The 19,271-nt window shown below is 43.4% G+C and carries 15 protein-coding genes and 1 pseudogene; 9 read left to right on the top strand and 7 right to left on the bottom strand.

The annotated features are described in order from the left end of the window. Positions 1–150: 150 nt before the first annotated feature. The 4 genes from BCU34_RS05195 to BCU34_RS05180 form a co-directional block, all read right to left on the bottom strand. On the bottom strand, positions 151–2,199 hold the full coding sequence (locus tag BCU34_RS05195) for a hybrid sensor histidine kinase/response regulator (RefSeq protein WP_102480590.1): 2,049 nt from the start codon (positions 2,197–2,199) through the stop codon (positions 151–153). A 384-nt stretch (positions 2,200–2,583) separates the two neighbouring features. After that, positions 2,584–4,353 carry an ABC-F family ATP-binding cassette domain-containing protein gene (locus tag BCU34_RS05190; protein WP_102478369.1) on the bottom strand — a complete coding sequence of 590 codons (1,770 nt, stop codon included), beginning with the start codon at positions 4,351–4,353 and terminating at the stop codon, positions 2,584–2,586. Between the two features lie 311 nt (positions 4,354–4,664). Further along, entirely contained in the window at positions 4,665–5,480 is an 816-nt protein-coding gene (locus BCU34_RS05185) for a TauD/TfdA dioxygenase family protein (protein ID WP_102431760.1), read from the bottom strand. A 469-nt stretch (positions 5,481–5,949) separates the two neighbouring features. Further along, positions 5,950–7,542 carry a S8 family peptidase gene (locus tag BCU34_RS05180; protein ID WP_102478370.1) on the bottom strand — a complete coding sequence of 531 codons (1,593 nt, stop codon included), beginning with the start codon at positions 7,540–7,542 and terminating at the stop codon, positions 5,950–5,952. A gap of 477 nt (positions 7,543–8,019) precedes the next feature. On the opposite strand from BCU34_RS05180, the gene BCU34_RS05175 reads away from it, so the two are divergent. Then, complete coding sequence (locus BCU34_RS05175) at positions 8,020–8,421, top strand: ACT domain-containing protein (protein ID WP_102431758.1); 402 nt, start codon at positions 8,020–8,022, stop codon at positions 8,419–8,421. Between the two features lie 5 nt (positions 8,422–8,426). Here the strand turns inward: BCU34_RS05175 and BCU34_RS05170 are convergent. The 3 genes and pseudogenes from BCU34_RS05170 to BCU34_RS05160 form a co-directional block, all read right to left on the bottom strand. Beyond that, positions 8,427–8,672: pseudogene (locus BCU34_RS05170) on the bottom strand (LysR substrate-binding domain-containing protein); the annotation flags it as partial. A gap of 202 nt (positions 8,673–8,874) precedes the next feature. After that, positions 8,875–10,761: a methyl-accepting chemotaxis protein gene (locus tag BCU34_RS05165; protein WP_102478371.1), complete on the bottom strand. Its 1,887-nt coding sequence runs from the start codon at positions 10,759–10,761 to the stop codon at positions 8,875–8,877. Positions 10,762–11,105: 344 nt separating this feature from the next. After that, on the bottom strand, positions 11,106–11,822 hold the full coding sequence (locus BCU34_RS05160) for a DUF1826 domain-containing protein (protein ID WP_102530302.1): 717 nt from the start codon (positions 11,820–11,822) through the stop codon (positions 11,106–11,108). Between the two features lie 232 nt (positions 11,823–12,054). Between BCU34_RS05160 and BCU34_RS05155 the strand changes: the two genes are divergently transcribed. From BCU34_RS05155 to BCU34_RS05120, 8 genes are all read left to right on the top strand, one after another. After that, positions 12,055–12,627, top strand: coding sequence for a YceI family protein (locus BCU34_RS05155; RefSeq protein ID WP_102479094.1), 573 nt, complete (start codon positions 12,055–12,057; stop codon positions 12,625–12,627). 137 nt (positions 12,628–12,764) lie between these two features. Next, a protein-coding gene (locus BCU34_RS05150) for an IS3 family transposase (RefSeq protein WP_102420178.1) occupies positions 12,765–13,942 on the top strand; the annotation gives its coding sequence in 2 pieces (ribosomal slippage) (positions 12,765–13,023 and positions 13,023–13,942; 1,179 coding nt in all). Between the two features lie 336 nt (positions 13,943–14,278). Then, a complete protein-coding gene (locus BCU34_RS05145) occupies positions 14,279–15,475 on the top strand; it encodes a YbfB/YjiJ family MFS transporter (RefSeq protein ID WP_102479448.1) in 1,197 nt (398 codons plus the stop codon). Positions 15,476–15,519: 44 nt separating this feature from the next. After that, positions 15,520–16,176, top strand: a complete 657-nt coding sequence (locus BCU34_RS05140) for a glutathione S-transferase N-terminal domain-containing protein (protein WP_102479449.1) — start codon at positions 15,520–15,522, stop codon at positions 16,174–16,176. Positions 16,177–16,347: 171 nt separating this feature from the next. Continuing rightward, the gene (locus BCU34_RS05135; protein ID WP_102431775.1) at positions 16,348–17,043 is read left to right on the top strand and encodes a VC0807 family protein; all 696 of its coding nucleotides are present in this window, start codon (positions 16,348–16,350) and stop codon (positions 17,041–17,043) included. 356 nt (positions 17,044–17,399) lie between these two features. Next, entirely contained in the window at positions 17,400–17,675 is a 276-nt protein-coding gene (locus BCU34_RS05130; protein ID WP_048658484.1) for an HU family DNA-binding protein, read from the top strand. Between the two features lie 26 nt (positions 17,676–17,701). After that, positions 17,702–17,845 carry a hypothetical protein gene (locus BCU34_RS05125; RefSeq protein WP_017059112.1) on the top strand — a complete coding sequence of 48 codons (144 nt, stop codon included), beginning with the start codon at positions 17,702–17,704 and terminating at the stop codon, positions 17,843–17,845. Positions 17,846–18,170: 325 nt separating this feature from the next. Continuing rightward, positions 18,171–19,055, top strand: coding sequence for a VirK/YbjX family protein (locus BCU34_RS05120; protein WP_133148548.1), 885 nt, complete (start codon positions 18,171–18,173; stop codon positions 19,053–19,055). Positions 19,056–19,271 lie beyond the last annotated feature (216 nt).

Raw genomic sequence — 19,271 nt, 5'->3', positions numbered from 1 at the left:
CTCTGAACACACTAATTCTTTAACTAAAAACGGCAGGACTGAATGGACGCTACCATGTCGCTAAACAAAAAGAGCCCAGCAATTCGCTGAGCTCTTTCTTGTATTTGAGTCGCCGACACGATGGTCGTGTAGCTCAAACTATGACATTCACTAGATCCAGTGAGCAATCTTATCGAACAGTCGGTTTTTATCTGCGGGTTTGACGATGAAATCAGACATGCCTGATGATTCCATTTTTTCCAAAGTGACGGGCGAACTATCACCGGTATGGGCAATAATCGGCACTGAAGAGTATGCCTTGTTGGCACTTCGAATTCGGCGAGACGCTTCCACACCATCCATGATTGGCATTTCGATATCCATGAGAATCAGGTCAATATCGTCGCTATCCAACGCATCTAACGCTTGCTGACCATCTTGTTTCTGCACCACATCAAAGCCCTGTTTTTCCAATAACATCGCAGTAAAACGGCGCAAAGATTCATTGTCATCCACCACCATAATCGTACGTTTGTTCGCAGCCTCTAACGGTTTTACTGGCACAGACGGCATCACGTAATTGGAATCGAACAGTAAACGGTCGATGGTCGCTTTGGTATTGAGTAGCCAAACTTGTGTTTCCACCCAAATAGGCTCGAAAGTGACGTTACATACACGCCTAATCGGATGATGCTCATAGAGGTAAATGATTCGAGCTTCGGTAAACGAAAGCAGTGATTCAATCCTCTCCAAGCAGCTAGCTCGTAGATCCAAGCTCTCCATATCAACGAAAACCAAATCAAATTCGAACTGATATTCCTTATTTTTAAGCGCAGAAGCGACATCCATAATAGTGAGGTCAAAGCCCATAAAACGCGACATCTCGGTCATTTTACTGTTCAGAACCTTCTGATCACTGATCATCACCACGCCCTTTAACTTAGTCAGTTCGCTCTTAATCTCTTTCACTGAGTTGGATGTCAGAGCTGGAAACGTCATCGTGAATTGCGTCCATTGCTCCACTTCCGACTGACATTTGATTTCACCACCAAACGAGCGCATTACCTTCTGACAAAATGGCAAGCCTAAACCGTAGTTACCCGATTGGCCTGTGGTGTAGAAGTCTTGGAAGATACGGCGAATCACATCACTTGATATGCCAGAGCCGTTATCCGTCACCATGATTTGATTGGTTACTTCATCACTGCACATCGTGACATGAATATGGAAATCTTCAGGGCTGCGATGATGGAATGCGTTCTTGAACAGGTTATACATCACGTACTTCAACAAGGTATCGCTTCCTAAGAAGTCAAAGTCGCTTTGTACGTCTAAAGAAATGGCAGATTTATCGGCTGCGCGCTTGTAATTAAAGCTGGCAATCGAACCCTCCACGACCGCTTGCGCCGAATGCTTTTTAAAGGTCGAGCGAGAGACTCGGTTTTCGTCAATTGAAGTCAATAACAGATCAATCGTTTCGTTACCTGAGTGAATGATCTCCATCGCTTCATCACCCACTTCTCGCAACTGGATAACGTCTTCATTACTCAGCGCATATTGCCCTTTGTGGTCGCCACTTTTTGGGTCCGGCAATATGGATTGCATGACATCAATAGAGGTCAACAAACCACTTAATGGGTTTCGCATTTCGTGGGCAATACCAGCACCAAAAGACTTCGCCAGTGATACCTTGTTCTCGTGTTCCACCTGATTACGGAAGTAGAACAAGTTGCCGAACAGGTAGATAAACAAGAAGATGGGTACATGCGTCCAATCCATTGTGATTTCGAGGTAGAAGCCTTGTGCCACCCAAGCACATAACGTCGCAATTCCAATTCCGGCAAAAGTTTGAGCGAACATGACTTTAGTGACGTGCACCAACAAAATATGCAGAAATATAGCCGACATAAAAGACATGACCCAAACGTTGGACCAATTGTTCATCAGCAGCATGTAAAAGAAGAAACACGGCAAACAGAGGGTTACCGCAACTTGGTAATAAGCCGGAAGGTATTTGCGCCATTCAAATGGCACACGATTACGGGAAATGATGCCTAAAAATAATACCGAACACGCTAGACGCAGCGGTAGGTTTTCATATGGTTGAGGGAACAAAAACTCCCATATAATGTAGTAAATGGGAAAGCCGACAAAGCCCATCCAACCTACAAGGGTGAGATTAGGTTCTGCGTATTGATAAACTTTGCGAATAGCGTTCATACGAAATACTTTGTTCTCTAAGCCCTAACGTTTACTGGTTCTATGGTTTAATTTTTATTCTTATATTTAGGCGCCGATTATATTACACATCACCTCCGAGCAGTGAGGTTTGAATCAAATATATATCAAGGTTTTTGCTTTTAAACTTGAATTTGGAGTCAGTATAAATACTGACAAAAGTAACAAAAGCCTTTAGCGGATTCAGAATAACTAAAGAACCTTTGGTCATGCGTGCTCAGCGATCACAGCCGAGCACACACAACTCATCAATGTTATATCGAGTCAACTGGCGAGCGCAGCTAACCAAGATTTTTAGCAAACTAACACGCGCAGCTAATTGAAATTTACAACTAATTGATATGTAGAACTAACTGATATGTAAAGCTAACTAAGCTCCAATTTCATATTGATAGTTTCTATTTCTTGCTGCCATTTATGTTGAAGATCTGGCTTTTGATGTTTTGCTTTTCGAGACTGGTCTTGTGTCAGTAACTCTTCCAACTCCAACAGCCTTTCCAAAAGCAACTCTTCATCGTTTTGTGCCGTATTTGAGTGGTGATTTTCGATAAACTCAGATTTGGATAACAACACCGAGCTTGGCGCTGTGTCATTCGCCTCTAAGCTAACGACCGGATTACCGACAGACATCGCCTCATACACCGCATCTAAGTAAGTCATTTCCACAAGTGGACCATCATTGATGTACCAGAATCGATTGCATGATTTTTCAATCAACTCTCGATCATGGCTGACCAACAGTAGCCCCCCTTCAAATTGAGTTAAGCAATTCACCAGCTCTTCCTTACCTTCAATATCAAGGTGGTTAGTGGGCTCATCCAACAACAGGAAGTGATACTTCGCTAGCGATAGCCCAACAAACAGCAGTCGAGAACGCTCGCCACCGCTAAGCTCTGCGATCTTTTGCTCGTGTCTTTCATAGGAAAAACCCGCGCTAATCAAAGCCATTTTTCTAGCTTCCTCCGAAACAGGATAAAATGAGTAAAGTGAATCTATTAGTGAATGGTCATCACGTAATTGGTGAAGGCTTTGGTCGTAATACCCGACTTCAGCATTTGGGTGAAAATAACCATTATCTCCAAGTTGAGACGCCTGATAATTCGCCCACAATACTTTCAGAAGCGATGACTTACCCGCCCCATTTTTGCCTAGCACAGCAACACGGTCACCGCTCTTTATCTGTTGGAACAGCACTTCAAACAGTGGCGCTTGGTCGTCAGCGGCGGTAATTGGCACCTCCGACAATTCAAGTAGTCGATTGGCCTTCATGGATTCACCGGACAAGCTTAGTGTCCATGGTTCAACGGAATCTAAACGAGTCATGGTCGAGCGTAACCCTTCAGCGCGCTTTTCAATGCTTTTTGCTTTTCGTGACAGACCTTCATTGTCAAAGTCACGCCCCCAAATCGCTAAACGATGAGCGCTCTTTTCGATGCGGTCGATCTCTTTCTTTTCTGCTTGTTGCCTTTCAGCATCCGTTCGATCTTTATCTTCCAGTGCTTTTCTAGCTTCGGTGCATTTTTGGCTAAAGCTAAGTATCCTTTTGTCACGTAACACCCAAGTAGAATCGGTGACGTGGTCGAGTAATCGTTGATCATGCGAAACCATGACAAACGTCCCTCTCCAATCTTTCAGAAACTGCTCTAACCAAAGTAACGTCGGTAGATCTAAGTGGTTACTTGGTTCATCTAGCAACAGGACATCTGGCTCAAGAATCAATGCTCTCGCGACTAACACTCGCGCGTATTGACCGCCACTTAAAGTGCCTACCGGCTGGTTCCAATAGCTTTCATCAAACCCTAAATTAGAAAGAGTAATTTGTGCACGCCATTGCTCTGTTTGCTGCATGTTTAAAGTAAGGTTGTCGGTCACAGCATCGAGCATTGTTAGGCTTAACAGTCGCTTAGGTAAGTGTTGCTCAATCAAGGCAACTACGGCATTCGAGGCGAAGGAAACATTCCCTACACAGTCAGGTAAATCTTTGTTTAACAGACGTAATAAGGTGCTTTTGCCACAGCCATTACTGCCAATAAGGCCAATGCGGTCACCTTTCTTAATGGTAAAGGAAAGCCCATCAAATAATCGGCATGATGTTAGATCGTAAGAAATGGATGATGTAGATATTAATGTAGTCATTTGTTTACTCAAGTTTCAAGCGCAAAAAAGCGCTGTCGTCATTCGCTGACAACAACCAAGTAAACTAGAGTGAAGAAACTCTATTGAAGGTTATATTGAAATGCTTCGCTCAAGTTTTGGTTATCGCAGCACGATAGTGTTAAAACTTGAGTTTTGGTCGTACCAAAAAATAGGCGCGAAGTTAAATTCACACACTTTCATAAAAATCCTCCTTATGTTTGTCTTGAGTTGAACATTAGCGCTAAAAATAAATCACATTAACCGATGAGTCAAAATATTTAGGCGCTTCGAGTTGTACTTGATTTACAACCTTAGGTCACTGTTACTCGGTGCATTTTTCTTGGCGTATCACCGTAATCAATCACAGCATAATGCTGAGTGACCCTGTTGTCCCATATCGCCATTGAGCCCCTGTTCCATTTGAAACGCACTTGATACTCTGGTCGTCGTGCAATTTCAAAAAGCTGGCGAAGTAGTGAATCACTCTCTTCACGTTTGAGTTCATTGATGTAACGGGTAAATTGCTCGTTGATATATAGCGTCTCTTTGCCCGTTTCTGGATGAACTTGTACTAAAGGATGTTCTACTGGAGGATTTTCTTGCGCGGTTTTCAGCAACGACTTATGCCAATCTAGCTCAATTTGGTCCGATTCAATACCCTCAAACGCGACTAACGAATGCGTTGCCGATAAGCCTCTTAGCTTTTCTTTCATGCTTTCATCTAATGAATCGAACACTGAGGTCATCGAACACCAAATCGTGTCGCCACCGACATCCGGTACATGTTGAGCATGCAATAGAGAGGCTTTAGATGGTAGCTCCCGCCAGGTTAAGTCGGTATGCCAATAACTCTCCATTGGCGCATTACCTCGAGTAGTTTCTATCACACTGACTTGCGGGACTTGTTCTACACGCGGAAAGAAGGGATGAGCGGGTTCGAGCTCTCCGAAACGCTTGGCAAGCGCTAAGTGTTGTTCAGGCGAGAGGCTTTGTTCATCCAAGAAAATGACTTGATAAGTAATAAGCGCCTTGTACACATCATCAAGTTCATACTCACTGCAATCCGAAAGATTTAATCCATGAATACGAGCGCCAATGTGAGGGGTAATAGGTTCAATTTTCAACATACTTTCGCTTATCGGTTAAGAGATATTAATAGGGAGTCATTTAGCTACTCGTTATTAAACCGGACAAAACCGATTTTTCTTTCCTTACCATGCAAAATAAAACCGGTTTATTCGAAAAACAAAAGAAAAGAGCCCCTACACTGGAGCTCTTTTTGTTTGTTGATACTTCCTGTATCCGTAGACAAGTCCAATCTGTAGTACTTTCACCGAAAGCCAGATCATCGATATCTCCAGTTGTGTATCACTATTAAATCTAGCATACACACTTCAAGCTTTTCTGAGACGTAACCGAAAGTTCGTCTAAGTACCGCCAATTCCTGCTTATCAACCTAAGAAAGCAACGCCATATCTTTTTGTTGTCAGCTACAAGCCAAGAACAAAGCCCACAACAAGGTGGGCTTTGGCTATCAGTCTTTTGAACCGACTAAACTAGTGAGTAACTTTTTGAAACCATTGTTCAAACCTAAATTTAAAAGTTTGCTTGAAGCGTCAAACCACTGTAAGCCGAGTATGCATTCAACATAACGTGGTATCTGCCGCTTTGGGTGACATTCACCGTACAAGTCTCGCTGTTGCCCGATCGGTAAGGTCGGCAGTCCCACGTACTAAGCGTTGGTTTATCCCCGAAACGAAGATACAGATCCGCATCGCCTGTGCCACCAATGGTGACCACTGTCAGCTGTTGGCCCTGTTCTAAGTCCATGTAGAAGTAGTCCTTTTGTCCTCGGCTGCCACTCAGTCCATTAACCGGCACGCCAGAGACTAGTTTTCCATCTGGATCTGGTCCTGGTGTTGGACCACCGCAATCCGGTTCACAACCACTATCAGTCAAACTATACAGCAGTTTATTGGTGGTTCCTCTTGTGTCAGAAACCTTATTCTCCGAGGCTCTTGAGTTCAGTAACCCTGCGAGTTGAAGCGGTGTTAAGCCGTTGTTTTCTTGTAAGTACAAGGCAGCAACGCCGGCAACATGTGGCGTTGCCATGGAAGTTCCGCTAATCGTTTTATAGCCGCCATCATACCAAGCTGACTTAATTTGAGACCCAGGTGCGAATAGGTCAACACAACTGCCCCAGTTCGAGAAACTTGAACGCGAATCAGAGCTGGTCGTTGAGCCTACCGTTACACCACTTGGTACACGAGCTGGTGATGTATTACACGCATCGGCATTTGAGTTACCTGCCGCCAACATAAAACTCACTCCAGATTGAATCGCGCCTTGCACCGCGCTATCTAATGCAGTGGATTGACCTCCACCTAAACTCATGTTGGCGACCGAAGGCCCTGATGCATTTTGTGCTACCCAATCCACACCAGAAATCACGCCGGATGTGGTTCCTGAACCCGAACAGCTAAGTACTCTTACCCCAACAATATTAACGTTTTTAGCCACACCATACTGGCTGCCGCCAATCGTTCCTGCAACGTGGGTACCATGCCCATTACAGTCGCTCGAATCAGCATCATTATCTACGAAATCATAGCCAGAAACCGAGCGCCCGCCGAATTCCTCATGGTTGTTATTAACTCCCGTATCAATCACATATGCTGTGACGCCAGAGCCATCAAAGTTAGCATTGTAGTTTCGATCCAAAGGAAGGTTTCTCTGATCTATTCGGTCTAGCCCCCAAATCGCGTTGCTTTGAACGGCTTCATTTGAAACAACAGGATCGATACTGAGTATTTGGTCTTGTTCAATGTATTCCACCCGAGAATCACGTCTGAGTCGCTTTAATTGAAGTGCGTCTAGATTTGCCACAAAGCCAATAATGGAACTATCAAAAACATCGTCTGTTTTGATTGAAAACGAATTGGCCATGAGGCCTACCGTTTGTTGAGTGAACTGCTGTAATCCAGCCGCGTCATTCATTAGCATCTGCGGTTGTTTCAATACAACAATATAGCGATCAGTGATAGCATCATCTGATGAAGCCAACACCAGTGGAGCAATAGGTTGTTGTGAGTTTTCAGTCGAATTTATAACAGAACCTTGAGCCAGACTTGATGCGGAATAAATACCAAATGTGGCTGCAATACAACAACTTAATACTTTCTTTAACATAGCTTGTTCCTTGATATTTTAGGTTTGTTGGTTGTTACCTACGACAAACACGAAAATGCAGACAGCTAGCGTTATACGCTCAATACGTGAAGCAACAGTGTTACAAATTCAACCTAAGACAATACCAATGAGGTTGCTTATTAATTTATATTCATCTCACTAGGAACTTCGAGTTGGGACAAATTATTTTGAAAAGCTTATGCAAGCGCAATTTATATAATTTGATCAAAAGCTCTAATTTCAATAAAAGTTGAATGCATAGATAAAAATGGTATATGGAAGCGGAATGATCTTCACTATTGACACATAACACACCAAAACGCTGCAAAAACCGTAAAATACAGAATTAAAATTACGGGCGATTAGTCGTGCTTATAGTGAATAAATATTATTAATTGTACTCGCCGACAGCTTACCTCTATCTTGACTGCACTATCCAACACCATAAACAAACGCGATTACGCAGGGAAAAAGACGATGACCGCCATTACCGATTTAAACATTCTGCTAAAGTCCATGTCACCAGAACTCATTGAAGGCAACTATGTTTTCTGTACGGTAGAGGGAGAATTAGCCGACTATGTCCACCTCAATCCGATGGCGACCTTTCGAGAAAAAGAAGGGTTAACTTTAGTACTAACAGAAGAAGTGGCGACTCAAGCGCAGTTAAGTTTCGATGGTGTGTTTAGCTTGATTACTTTGTCTGTACACTCAAGCCTTGAAGCGGTTGGGTTAACCGCTGCTTTCGCCACAAAGCTTGGTTCATACGGTATTAGCGCCAACGTGATTGCTGGCTATTACCATGACCATATCTTCGTTCAGAAAGACAAAGCTGAAGCCGCAATGAGCGCGCTTAGAGAGTTTTCAGAAGCCGAATAACTCGATCAGTTTGCTCGTTCACGTATGAAGTTGACTAACAGCTTAGTTAGATGTGTGTGATAACTCATCGAACGGTAATGAATATATATCGTCAGGGGCGCTAATTGGTCATCTAAGTACTGTTCAACCAATGTGCCCCGCTCTATTTCCTCACGACAAAACTCTCTTGGTAAAGCAACAAAACCAAGCCCGCGGATCGCAGCGGCTTTAGCGATAAACCCACCATCGACATTAATATTTGACTTGATTGAGCTTGAAGGCGTGTCACATACCCCAATGCTTGAATCGCCAGTCAGTTTTATTGAACTGATGTGCCATCATCTACTCGATTAATTCAGTGACTTATCTTGTTCTACCATCTAACAATCGCCACAAAAAAAGCGACGTAATCTACGTCGCTTTGGCTTATTGCTTACCGATTACTCACTGATCAGGCATCAGCGAATGAAACCGTTAAGCAAGCTTAAAAGTCGCCACTTTGTCACTTAAACCAGCGGCTTGGCTCTTAAGTTCGTTCGACTCAGTTAAGCTGTCCTGCGCGCCCACAACTAAGTGGTCAGTGACATCTTTAATGGTCGTAATGTTTTGGGTAATTTCACCCGTCACGTGCGTTTGCTCTTCAGCGGCAGTCGCGATTTGAGTCGCCATATCACTGATCAAAGCAACTGCAGTATTGATCTCTTCAAGCGCATGCGAAGCTCTGTCTGCATCTTCTACGGAATGTATTGCCAGTTTAGAACTGCTCTCCATAAGCTCAACGGCTTGGGTCGTTGTACGCTGCAGAATATCAATCGTTGATTTGATCTCTTCCGTTGAAGAGTGAGTGCGCTGAGAAAGCACACGTACTTCGTCAGCTACCACAGCAAAACCACGACCTTGTTCACCAGCACGGGCAGCTTCAATCGCTGCATTCAAAGCAAGTAAGTTAGTTTGCTCTGCAATGCCTTGGATTGTCGCTAATACTGTTGAGATCTCTTGAGCGTGCTTGTTTAGCTCGCTGATCACGTTGCCCGCTTCGTTCACTTCATTGGCCAAGTTATTGATTGAGCCTTTAGTGTCGACAACCAGAGCGTGACCACTGTTAGTGCTTGTCGCTGAGTCTTGTGCAGCTTTCGCTGTTTGCTCGGCATGTGATGCAATCTCTTGAGTTGCACAGGCCATTTCAGTTACCGCCGTCGCCACCATCGTGATTTCTTGCTGCTGGTGGTTTAGCTCATCCACAGAGCGGTTCGCACGCTGAGCACTTTGCTCAGACTGACTGTTGAGCTGCTCTGATTGTCCGCGGATATGACCTATCAACTGCTGTAAGCTACCAACAAAGGTATTGAAGTTCTGAGCAAGCTCACCCACTTCATCCTGATTATCAACATGAATACGTTGAGTTAGATCACCACTACCATTCGCGATTTGCGCCAATGCTTGAGATACATGATTAAGCGGACGGAATAGAATCGTACACAGTAGGTTGAACAACACAGTACATACGATGACAACCAGCAAAGTCACCAACACTTGACCAATCACGGCATCAAATAACGGTGCTACCAAAGAGTCATGGTTAACAACGCTCACAGTAATTAGGCTCGTTCCATCAATCGCACGCGCATACAGAACATAATCGCTGCCGTTTAAGTCGATCGAAGTATCTTTACCACTAGCTAATGCCTTTTGTACATCCGTAAAATCTAACCCAAGTGAGCTGATGTTCTTATTCAATAGCTTGGTATCAGGGTGCGTATAAACCGTGCCTTTATTAGTCGCGATGAACATGTAACCTTCACCTGGAAGAATCACTTGCTCTAGGCTATTAAGAATGTCGGTAATTTCAACATCCGCCCCCAATACAACCTGTTGACCATGTAATTGCATGGCAGTACCCAGTGACACAACATTCGCCCCAGTCGCAGCAGCAACGGTTGGGTTATCCATGAACACCTTATTTGGGTTTGCAACCGCATTGGTGTACCAACCCCATAAACGTGGGTCATCATTACCCGGCGGCAGTACCACTCCATTCGCATTCTTTTGCGAACCGTCAGGAAACGCTAAGAAGACATTATCAAAAGACGCAGAATCACGAACCTGTTTTAGGTGAGTCACCAAGCTTTCTTGTTTGGACTCTTTCGACAGAGAAGTTAGCGCACGCTCTTTGGATAAGATCCAATCTGACACGTATTGGTTGTAAGAAGCGGATGCCCCTTCCAAACGTTGTTCAACTTCAGTATCCAATCGTTGCAATGATGCACGAAATGAAAGTGCTTCGACCAAAATCCCCCCCAGGATGATGGCCATACTGGCAGAGATCGCCAGCTTATTCTTAAGCGAAAGTTTCTTTAACATAGAAAACCTATAATTTTTGTATAAATAACCGTGGCGAACAAATTGGTTGCCAAAGCGGTTTGCAAGCGCGATATATTTTACGCTTTAAAATAAATTAAGAAACCGATGAGGAACTGAAATATTGATATATGTGAGTAAGTGCACGCATCGTAACCCATTGATTTAGAGAATGGTAAACTCTAAATTTTGAATTAATGTGCTAAACAAGGTCAGCTGATGGGTGTCTGTAGTTTGGCAGTAATAACGGCACAGCTCACGCTAGGCCGTTACCCCACTAGGAAGATATTTAAATGTGTTGAACGTCTGAAAAGAAACAGGTCGCAGACAAAATAGTCAAAAGTTGATCAACCAAAGTCCAACGTTAATAGCAATCGTGTCTCGTTAGATGAAGTGACTGGTGAACGATGCACAAGACCTGCATTTTCGTTGCCACTCCAGCGCTCACCTTTCAATAGCGCTACGTCACCACTCACCATTTGTTGAATATCAGATTCATGGTTGTACAAGCCAGAAGCAGAGTCTGGCTGTCCGTTGCTCCCACGACCTAACTTTGAACGATCGACCGAGTCGTTCTGTAGCCATTGAGTCGCGACACCGTGATAAGTGGTTACTAAGCGGCAAGGCACTTGGTCGAAATGAAAGCGAGGACACATTGCCTTATTCAACACCGCCAAACGCAGCCCTACTTCTTCAAGTTCAAACAAACAACAGAACATATCCACCAGCTCTGCCATGTTTTCTAATAGCGCTTTAGAGGCCGTTCCGTCCGTTGCAAATTCCAACTTATCGTAGGCGTTGCCCGGTGACACGCTAACAGACTTACTAAAATTTGGATTCGACGCGATAAACTCATCAATGTCACCTATTAAATCAGCATCAAACTTACGCTGCCAAATCGCGATGTTGATATCACTTTTGTAGATATCGGCTAATACCGTGGGCTGCTCCGAAGCACTAACGCATAGTTTGAGACTCGCCTGATCTTTGATACTCACAGCCGAACTAATGTTAAGTGGCTGATTACTATTGGTTGCCAAAGGCTTCGTTAACACGGCATTCATTACGTCTTCTCCTTGATACATGCTTATCGCTTCACTCTTACTGCTACAATCGTTATTCGCAGCAAGAACGAATTGAGTTATGTTATAACATAACCAAAAATACACAAGTAAGTTAACCGATCATGGTTCCAATTATGTGGAGCTGCCTTTCTAGCTTTGGGTAATTCTTAAGATACTGATCTAAGCTTCTATCTACACTTACCAAAGAAACTCATCTATGTGGTAACCACTTATGAAAACGCTAATATCTGCACTCGGTCTGTTTTGTACCCTTATTTCTGCGCCCTCTTTTTCAGAAACAGGCTACACGTTAGATCCAAAGTTATCGAACATCACATTCGCTACCATTAAAAAGCAGTTTGTTGTAGAGCCCGCATCCATCAAACCCATGTCTGGAGGGCTTACCGAAGAGGGGCAGTTTTCAATAGTATTGGACTTGAAAAGCGTTAGCACTGGTGTCGCTATTCGCGATCAGAGGCTAAATGAGCTCTACTTTGAATCGATGACTTTCCCTGAAGTGAAGGTCTCTGGAAAAGTCGAACCTTCAATGTTATCCGGCGACCCAAAAAGAACAACCGTAGCGGCGGAAGTTACCTTACACGGCGTAACAAAAACGGTCGACTTCCCAGTTATGGTGGTTCCATCGTCAGGATTTGTCATGGTTAGCTCTGCCTCGACAATCATCGTCAATGGCACTGATTTTGGAATATCGACAGAGAATCTAAACAAACTTTCGGCAACCGTGGGTGGACTAGCGATTTCCGACAAAATACCTTTAAGCTTTAACCTACTTTTCGACCAGTAAAGGAGTTATACCTCTTCTTTAAACCCACCTCATTTCACATTCATCCATCGTTTAAGAGCGGTGAATGTAGTGGTACGCTGAATTTGGTCACTTAGTTAGAGGTGATATCATCACCTCATAAGTTAACAGGTGACACTATGACAAAACGTACAAGAAGACTATTTAGCGCTGAATTCAAATTAGAAGCGGCACAACTGGTTCTAGATCAGAACCACTCTGTGACAGAGGCTGCTCAAGCTATGAATGTTGGGAAGTCCACGATGGATAAGTGGGTTCGCCAACTAAAAGAGGAACGTCAGGGGAAAGCACCTAAAGCATCGCCGATGACGCCTGAGCAAATTGAAATACGTGAATTAAAAAAGAAGTTAGCTCGCCTTGAAGAGCATAATGAAATATTAAAAAAAGCCACGGCTCTGTTGATGTCGGACTCACTGAACAATTCTTGATAATCAAGAAACTCAAGCAGAGCCACAGCGTAAAAATATTATGTGAAGTGTTCAATGTTCATCGAAGCAGTTATAACTACTGGCGAAAACGTCCAGTAGAAATTGATGCCGAAACAGCAAAGCTCCGTAGTTTAGTTAGCGAGGCACATGCCGCAAGCAACGGTTCTGCGGGAGCGAGAACCATTGCAGACATAATAACGAGTCAGGGAACTAACCTGAGTCGCTACAGAGCAACGAAGTTCATGAAAGCCCTTGGTCTAGTGAGCTGCCAAGTGCCAAAACACAGGTATCGTAAAGCATCACAAGAACATATTGAGATCCCAAACCTCTTAGGCCGCCAGTTTGCAGTTACGGAGCCAAACAGAGTTTGGGTTGGTGACGTTACTTATGTTTGGACTGGCTATCGTTGGATGTACTTAGCCGTAGTTTTAGACCTGTTCGCTAGAAAAACGATTGGTTGGGCAATGTCATTATCGCCCGATAGTCGATTAACTCGTAAGGCTCTTGCCATGGCTTATGAGTCTCGTGGTAAACCACAGGGCGTCATGTTTCACAGCGATCAAGGCAGTCATTATACAAGCCGAAGTTATCGGCAATTACTGTGGCGCTTTCAGATCAAGCAAAGCTTATCTCGACGAGGAAATTGCTGGGATAATGCACCAATGGAACGCTTCTTTAGAAGCTTGAAGACGGAATGGATACCTACAGTAGGTTATCGGAGCTTTGCAGAGGCACAACAAGAAATTACTCGATACATTATTGGGTATTATTGCCAACTCCGCCCGCACCAATACAACGGTGGTTTGACTCCCAATGAATCAGAACGATTGTTCTGGTTAAACTCTAGGAACGTGGCCAATATCAGTTGACCACTACAGAATGTGAGTTAGAGCCCACAGAACATCAAACTTTTCTAAATACCTAATCATTTACGTTCATTTAGATCCAACTTTAGTCTAACCATTAATCACTCAATTCTACTGTGATTAAAACAATCGCTTATTGCCTTATCCTCGGCAGAACAACACATCTACCTAAGTGTTTAAACACACTCGCTATTTACCTATCTCAAACCGGTTTTAAATGAGCAAATTATATGACTAAGCGCCTAGTGATATTGATGGTGAATGATGTCAATATGCAAAATCGAACAAAATTTTTTCCTATTGCCAGAGCATCTAGTTAAATCCGAAAGAGCCCTTTTTATGCTGAATACACACATCATTAATCGCGATAGCCTTGCAGGAATGGGAGCGACGTTGATAGGCAACGGGATCGGTAGGTTTGCCTATATAGCATTAATGCCGGCGCTCATTCAAAGTGGTTGGTTTAGCGAAAGTGATGCATCTTATCTTGGTGTCGCGACCCTTCTTGGGTACATCTTAGGTGCACCTGCTACCAACATACTGCTGCGTTACTTTAGTGCTGGGCAGTTGATTCGTTTCGCGATGTTGGTGAGCAGCTTTAGCTACTTGGGCTGTGCGCTACAGGATGCGCCCTTAGCATGGTTTTATGTTTGGCGAACTTTTTCTGGAGTTACGGGGGCGATACTCATGGTTGTCGCTCCACCAGTGATTGTCCGAAAATTTAACCCAGATGTGAAGGCTCGTGTCAGCGGTGTTGTATTTTCAGGCATTGGGCTTGGTGCAATGTTATCTGGCACCCTAATTCCTGTGCTCATTTTTTTTAGTGTGGTTTCGGCTTGGATTGGCATGGGAGTCATCGCGTTGGCCACCACTATACTCACCTGGAATGCTTGGCAAACCCAAGATAATAAGTCAAAAGCGCCTTATATAAAATCTTCCTTCTCACAGCTATCAAGACCTAAGTTAATCAGCGTAACGCTTATTCTTGTGGCTTATACCTTCGATGCTATCGGCTACCTACCACACACCTTGTTTTGGGTTGATTACATCGTACGAGAACTGGGGATGTCGTTCACTAGCGGTGGTTTATTCTGGGCAACCTTTGGTATTGGTGCTGCCATTGGACCATTGATTACGGGCATGTTGGGAGACAAGCTAGGGCTTAAGAAGTCACTATGTATTGCATTTAACTTCAAGGCTCTAGGCGTCGCACTCCCGCTTTTTAGCACCCACCCCATCGCGCTACTCATATCTTCATTACTGGTCGGTATTTTCACGCCGGGAACGGTAACTCTTGTGTCGACTTACACATTAGAGATTGTCGGTTATGAACTGCACACCAAAGCGTGGGCAGGAATGACTCTCTCTTTTGCTGTATCACAAGGTGTGGTTGGACTTTTGATGGCGTACTACTTAAATCATATGGATTCATACGACGTTTTGTTCAGCGTTAGTACTGCTGCTTTGATTTTGTCTACGGTGTGTATATTAATGACCGCGACTCGCTCTAAGCCTGAACACTTGACCTCGTTCTAAGCTAGCTTCTTCGGTTCATCTGACGAATACAATAAAGGATTATCATGCAACTCTACTTAAATGAAACCTCCCCGTTTTCACGCGTAGTCGCAGCTACAGCACTTCTATCGCGCTGCTCCCCACTGTCTTTTGTTTGGGTTGATCCATGGAGCTCTCCAGCCAATCTAAAAAGCGTCAATCCGTTTTGTTTAATTCCTGCACTTGAACTTGATGACGGAACAGCATTGACAGAAAGCTTATGCATTTGCCAATACCTAATTGAAACATATCAGCCTCAAACGCTCCGCCAAGTAATGTTAAATAGTGCCAATGACATGCATACACTAGGAACAGCTAAGACGTTAATGGAAATCGCTTTTCGAACAGTGGCATTGACTCGCTATGCAGACAGTGACAATGCGCTTATCCAGAGAGGGCAAGAAGGTATCGTTGCCGCCCTAGAGCGACTAGACCAAGAGATCAAAGAACAAGGACTAGAATCCCTTCTGAGTAACAACTTGGCCACGTTGTACCTCCATGTCGCTTTAGATTACGTTCAGTTTCGACATACTGAATTGTTTGATGAAGTGAACAGCTGCACCATCATCGATTTCTTACACCTTTCTCCGTTCACACACGTACTGACACACTTAAGCATTGAGAGTTTGGCAAACAAGCCTGATTATGAAACGTCGCTTGATTCATTCGGGCGGGATACCTAAATGCGTCCAAAGCTAGAATACATAAAGCCTTGAATTCAACTTGAGATAGACTCAGAGATGTCGTTGATGTCACATGTCGTTACACAGCATGGTGCCTTAAGGCTTTACATCTTGCGCAAGGTAAACAACAATCCCTGAGAATAAATCCATAACATAATGTATTTAGAAATTATGAGTAGCACAGAAAACAAAAAATCGAGTCCTCTTTTCGAAGTTGTATTTAACGTCCTTCTTCCTTCATTCATTTTAATGAAGTTCAGTGGAGATGAGCATCTCGGAACAGGCTTAGCATTACTTGTCGCACTAGCCTTCCCTATTGCTTACGGTGGCATGGAGTTGATCCGCAACAAGAAGTTCAACTTCATAGCAGCGCTTGGCTTTGTCAGTGTACTTTTAACAGGTGGCATTGGTTTCTTTGAGCTAGACACTCGTTGGTTAGCGCTAAAAGAAGCATTAATCCCTGGTCTAATTGGTTTAGCGGTCCTTGGCTCAACCTTCACCCGCTATCCGTTTATTCAGAAAGTTATCTTCACACCAGCTCTGTTAAATATCTCTCTTATCGAAGAGCGTTTAAGACAGTTCGGTAAGCAGGCGCAGTTCGACCGTTGCTTAATGACATCAAACTACCTATTCGCGAGTACTTTCGCATTTTCTTCTGCGATGAACTACTTCCTAGCGACTTGGATTGTGACAAGCCCTGCTGGCACCGCTGCCTTCAATGAAGAACTTGGCAAGCTGACACTTTACAGCTACCCAGCAATCGCCATCCCAAGCATGTTGATGATGTTGGGTATTTTCTACTACATTTGGCGTCAAGTTCGCTCTATGACTTCGCTAGAAACAGAACAAATTTTTATTACTAAATAGTTCTGAATTAACAAATCTCTCTGACAACACAACAAGAAGCCCAGCAATTAAGCTGGGCTTCTTTGTTTTTACTCTTTCGTTTGTCAACATGACAGATGGCAGTTTCGACTTGGATTATGAACCTCGCGGACAATCCGAATGACTTTTCTCAAGTTAATTTGGGCGACATGTCTATAAACCAATAATAATCAATGAATTGCATTGATTGAACCGACAGATGCTTTTATAGTCAATCCTGTTGGTTACTTTACAAAGCTCTACCCAACCACTGACAATATTTCAGTTGCCGTTGATAAGATCGCATAAGCTAGGTGCTAAAGGTAGACGCCAGCCGTACTCAATAAGGAATATAGATTATGAACAAATCTCAATTAGTTGAACACATCGCGACTTCTGCAGACATCTCAAAAGACCAAGCTGGCACAGCGCTCAATGCGCTAGTTGAAGGTATATCTTCTTCGCTTGCTAACGGTGATGACGTATCGATCCTTGGATTTGGTAGCTTTAAAGTTAACTCTCGTGCCGCTCGAACTGGTCGCAACCCGCGTACCGGAGAAGAGATTCAGATTGCAGCATCAAAGACGCCAGCATTTAAAGCAGGCAAAGCACTAAAAGAGACGTGCAACCTGTAACACAGAAAAACACAAGGAAGATTACGATGACGACTAAGGAAAAAGCGAAAACGAGCCGAAGCAAAAAAGCTGGTAAGTCGACTAAAGCACAAGCCGAAACACCTAAGACTCGTCAACGCATTGAAGAGCTTCTTGAAGAGCGTGAATTGGCCAAACTGTTAGAACTATAGTTTATGTAAGAACTAAAGTTTAAGTTTAAGCAAAGTGATAGTTTGTTATCGTTCTAATGCCACTTCAGATTTGTAGTGGCATTTTTGGTTTTAGAAACACGTTCCTATAGCAAACAATCGCTTCCTAGCTCTTCTACCCACTAAAACACGACCCCAACCGTCCAAAATATGAACACTAAGTAACTGGCTTAGTTACATTGTCATACATACCCATACATACCCAAATCGCATTTTTCACTATCATCATTTTCTTGTTATTGGTGAGATTATTGGAAGGGTTCGTAACACAACTGTGTTCGAACAATACTTCTTCTTTGAGGTGATTATGAATGTCGTTCGCATGGGGATTGAAGCCAATACCCATAAAAATAAGGGTAAATACAAAGCCATAATTAAGTTTACGATTCGAGCTCTGTTTTATTATTCAGCCACTCGAAAAATGAGTGATAACTTCAACTCTGAAGAGAGAAAGTTGTTATTTATCAAGCAGCCCAACTTCTTGTCTAAATTTGTGACTCCCTACCTATGTACTGGCTTTAGCAATAAAGAAAAGATCGACATCTTGTCCAAGCACTACGACTGGTTTGAAAACACCTTCGTAACAGAAGCACGTCAACAAATCTACAATGAAAGACTCAATCTTCTAAAACTAGACATCGATGACCGCATCTATCTAGTTAATCTCAGCTTTGAAAGAAACGCGAGAAAAGAAGGTGAACTCACAGTTTCATTGACCAATTCTCAACTCGAAAAAATGTATACCATTTCGTTTACTGTTTTCGACAACAACATCTACATCGGCGGTATTCAGGGTGGAGCCAATGACAATGGATTTAGCCGCACATTCACCAAAGCTTTTTACGGTTTAAGACCTAAATCCTTCATGGTAGAAACACTACGATTGCTCGCTATTAACTTGGGTATCGACAATATCTATGCGGTAAAAGAGTCTGGCCATGTGTCGAACTCATTGCGCTACGGTAAGAAAAACAAAGATATCAGCCTTAAATACGACAGTCTGTGGGAAGAACACGATGGACAGGTGCATGATGACTATTTTTATCGTCTACCGACCAACCCGAACAGAAAAGATCTTGAAGCTCTAAAACGTCAAAAGCGTAAGTTGTATCGCGAGCGTTATGCGTGGCTAGATCAGTATGAACAAGATCTAAAGAACGAAATGAGCCGTTACGCCCCCCTTCATATGTAGTACCAACAATTGAACTAGCGCCGGCCAGTTAATTTAGCGCAGTGACTTAACCCGGCATCTGATCTGGCTGTTAAGATACCCCGTCCAAGTCAGCTCAACCGACCAAAAATATAAAACCTCGCAATTGCAAGGTTTTATATTTGCGACCAAAGCTAAAACTAGTTCAAATCTCAATTCACAGTTTAGCCTCTCGTCAAAATAGCGAGTCACTCACTC

Source organism: Vibrio sp. 10N.286.45.E10, from assembly GCF_002874195.2.
GTDB classification, from domain to species: Bacteria; Pseudomonadota; Gammaproteobacteria; order Enterobacterales; family Vibrionaceae; genus Vibrio; species Vibrio crassostreae.
The sequence above is the reverse complement of the archived record's forward strand: the minus strand, read 5'-3'. Positions and strand labels throughout refer to the sequence as shown.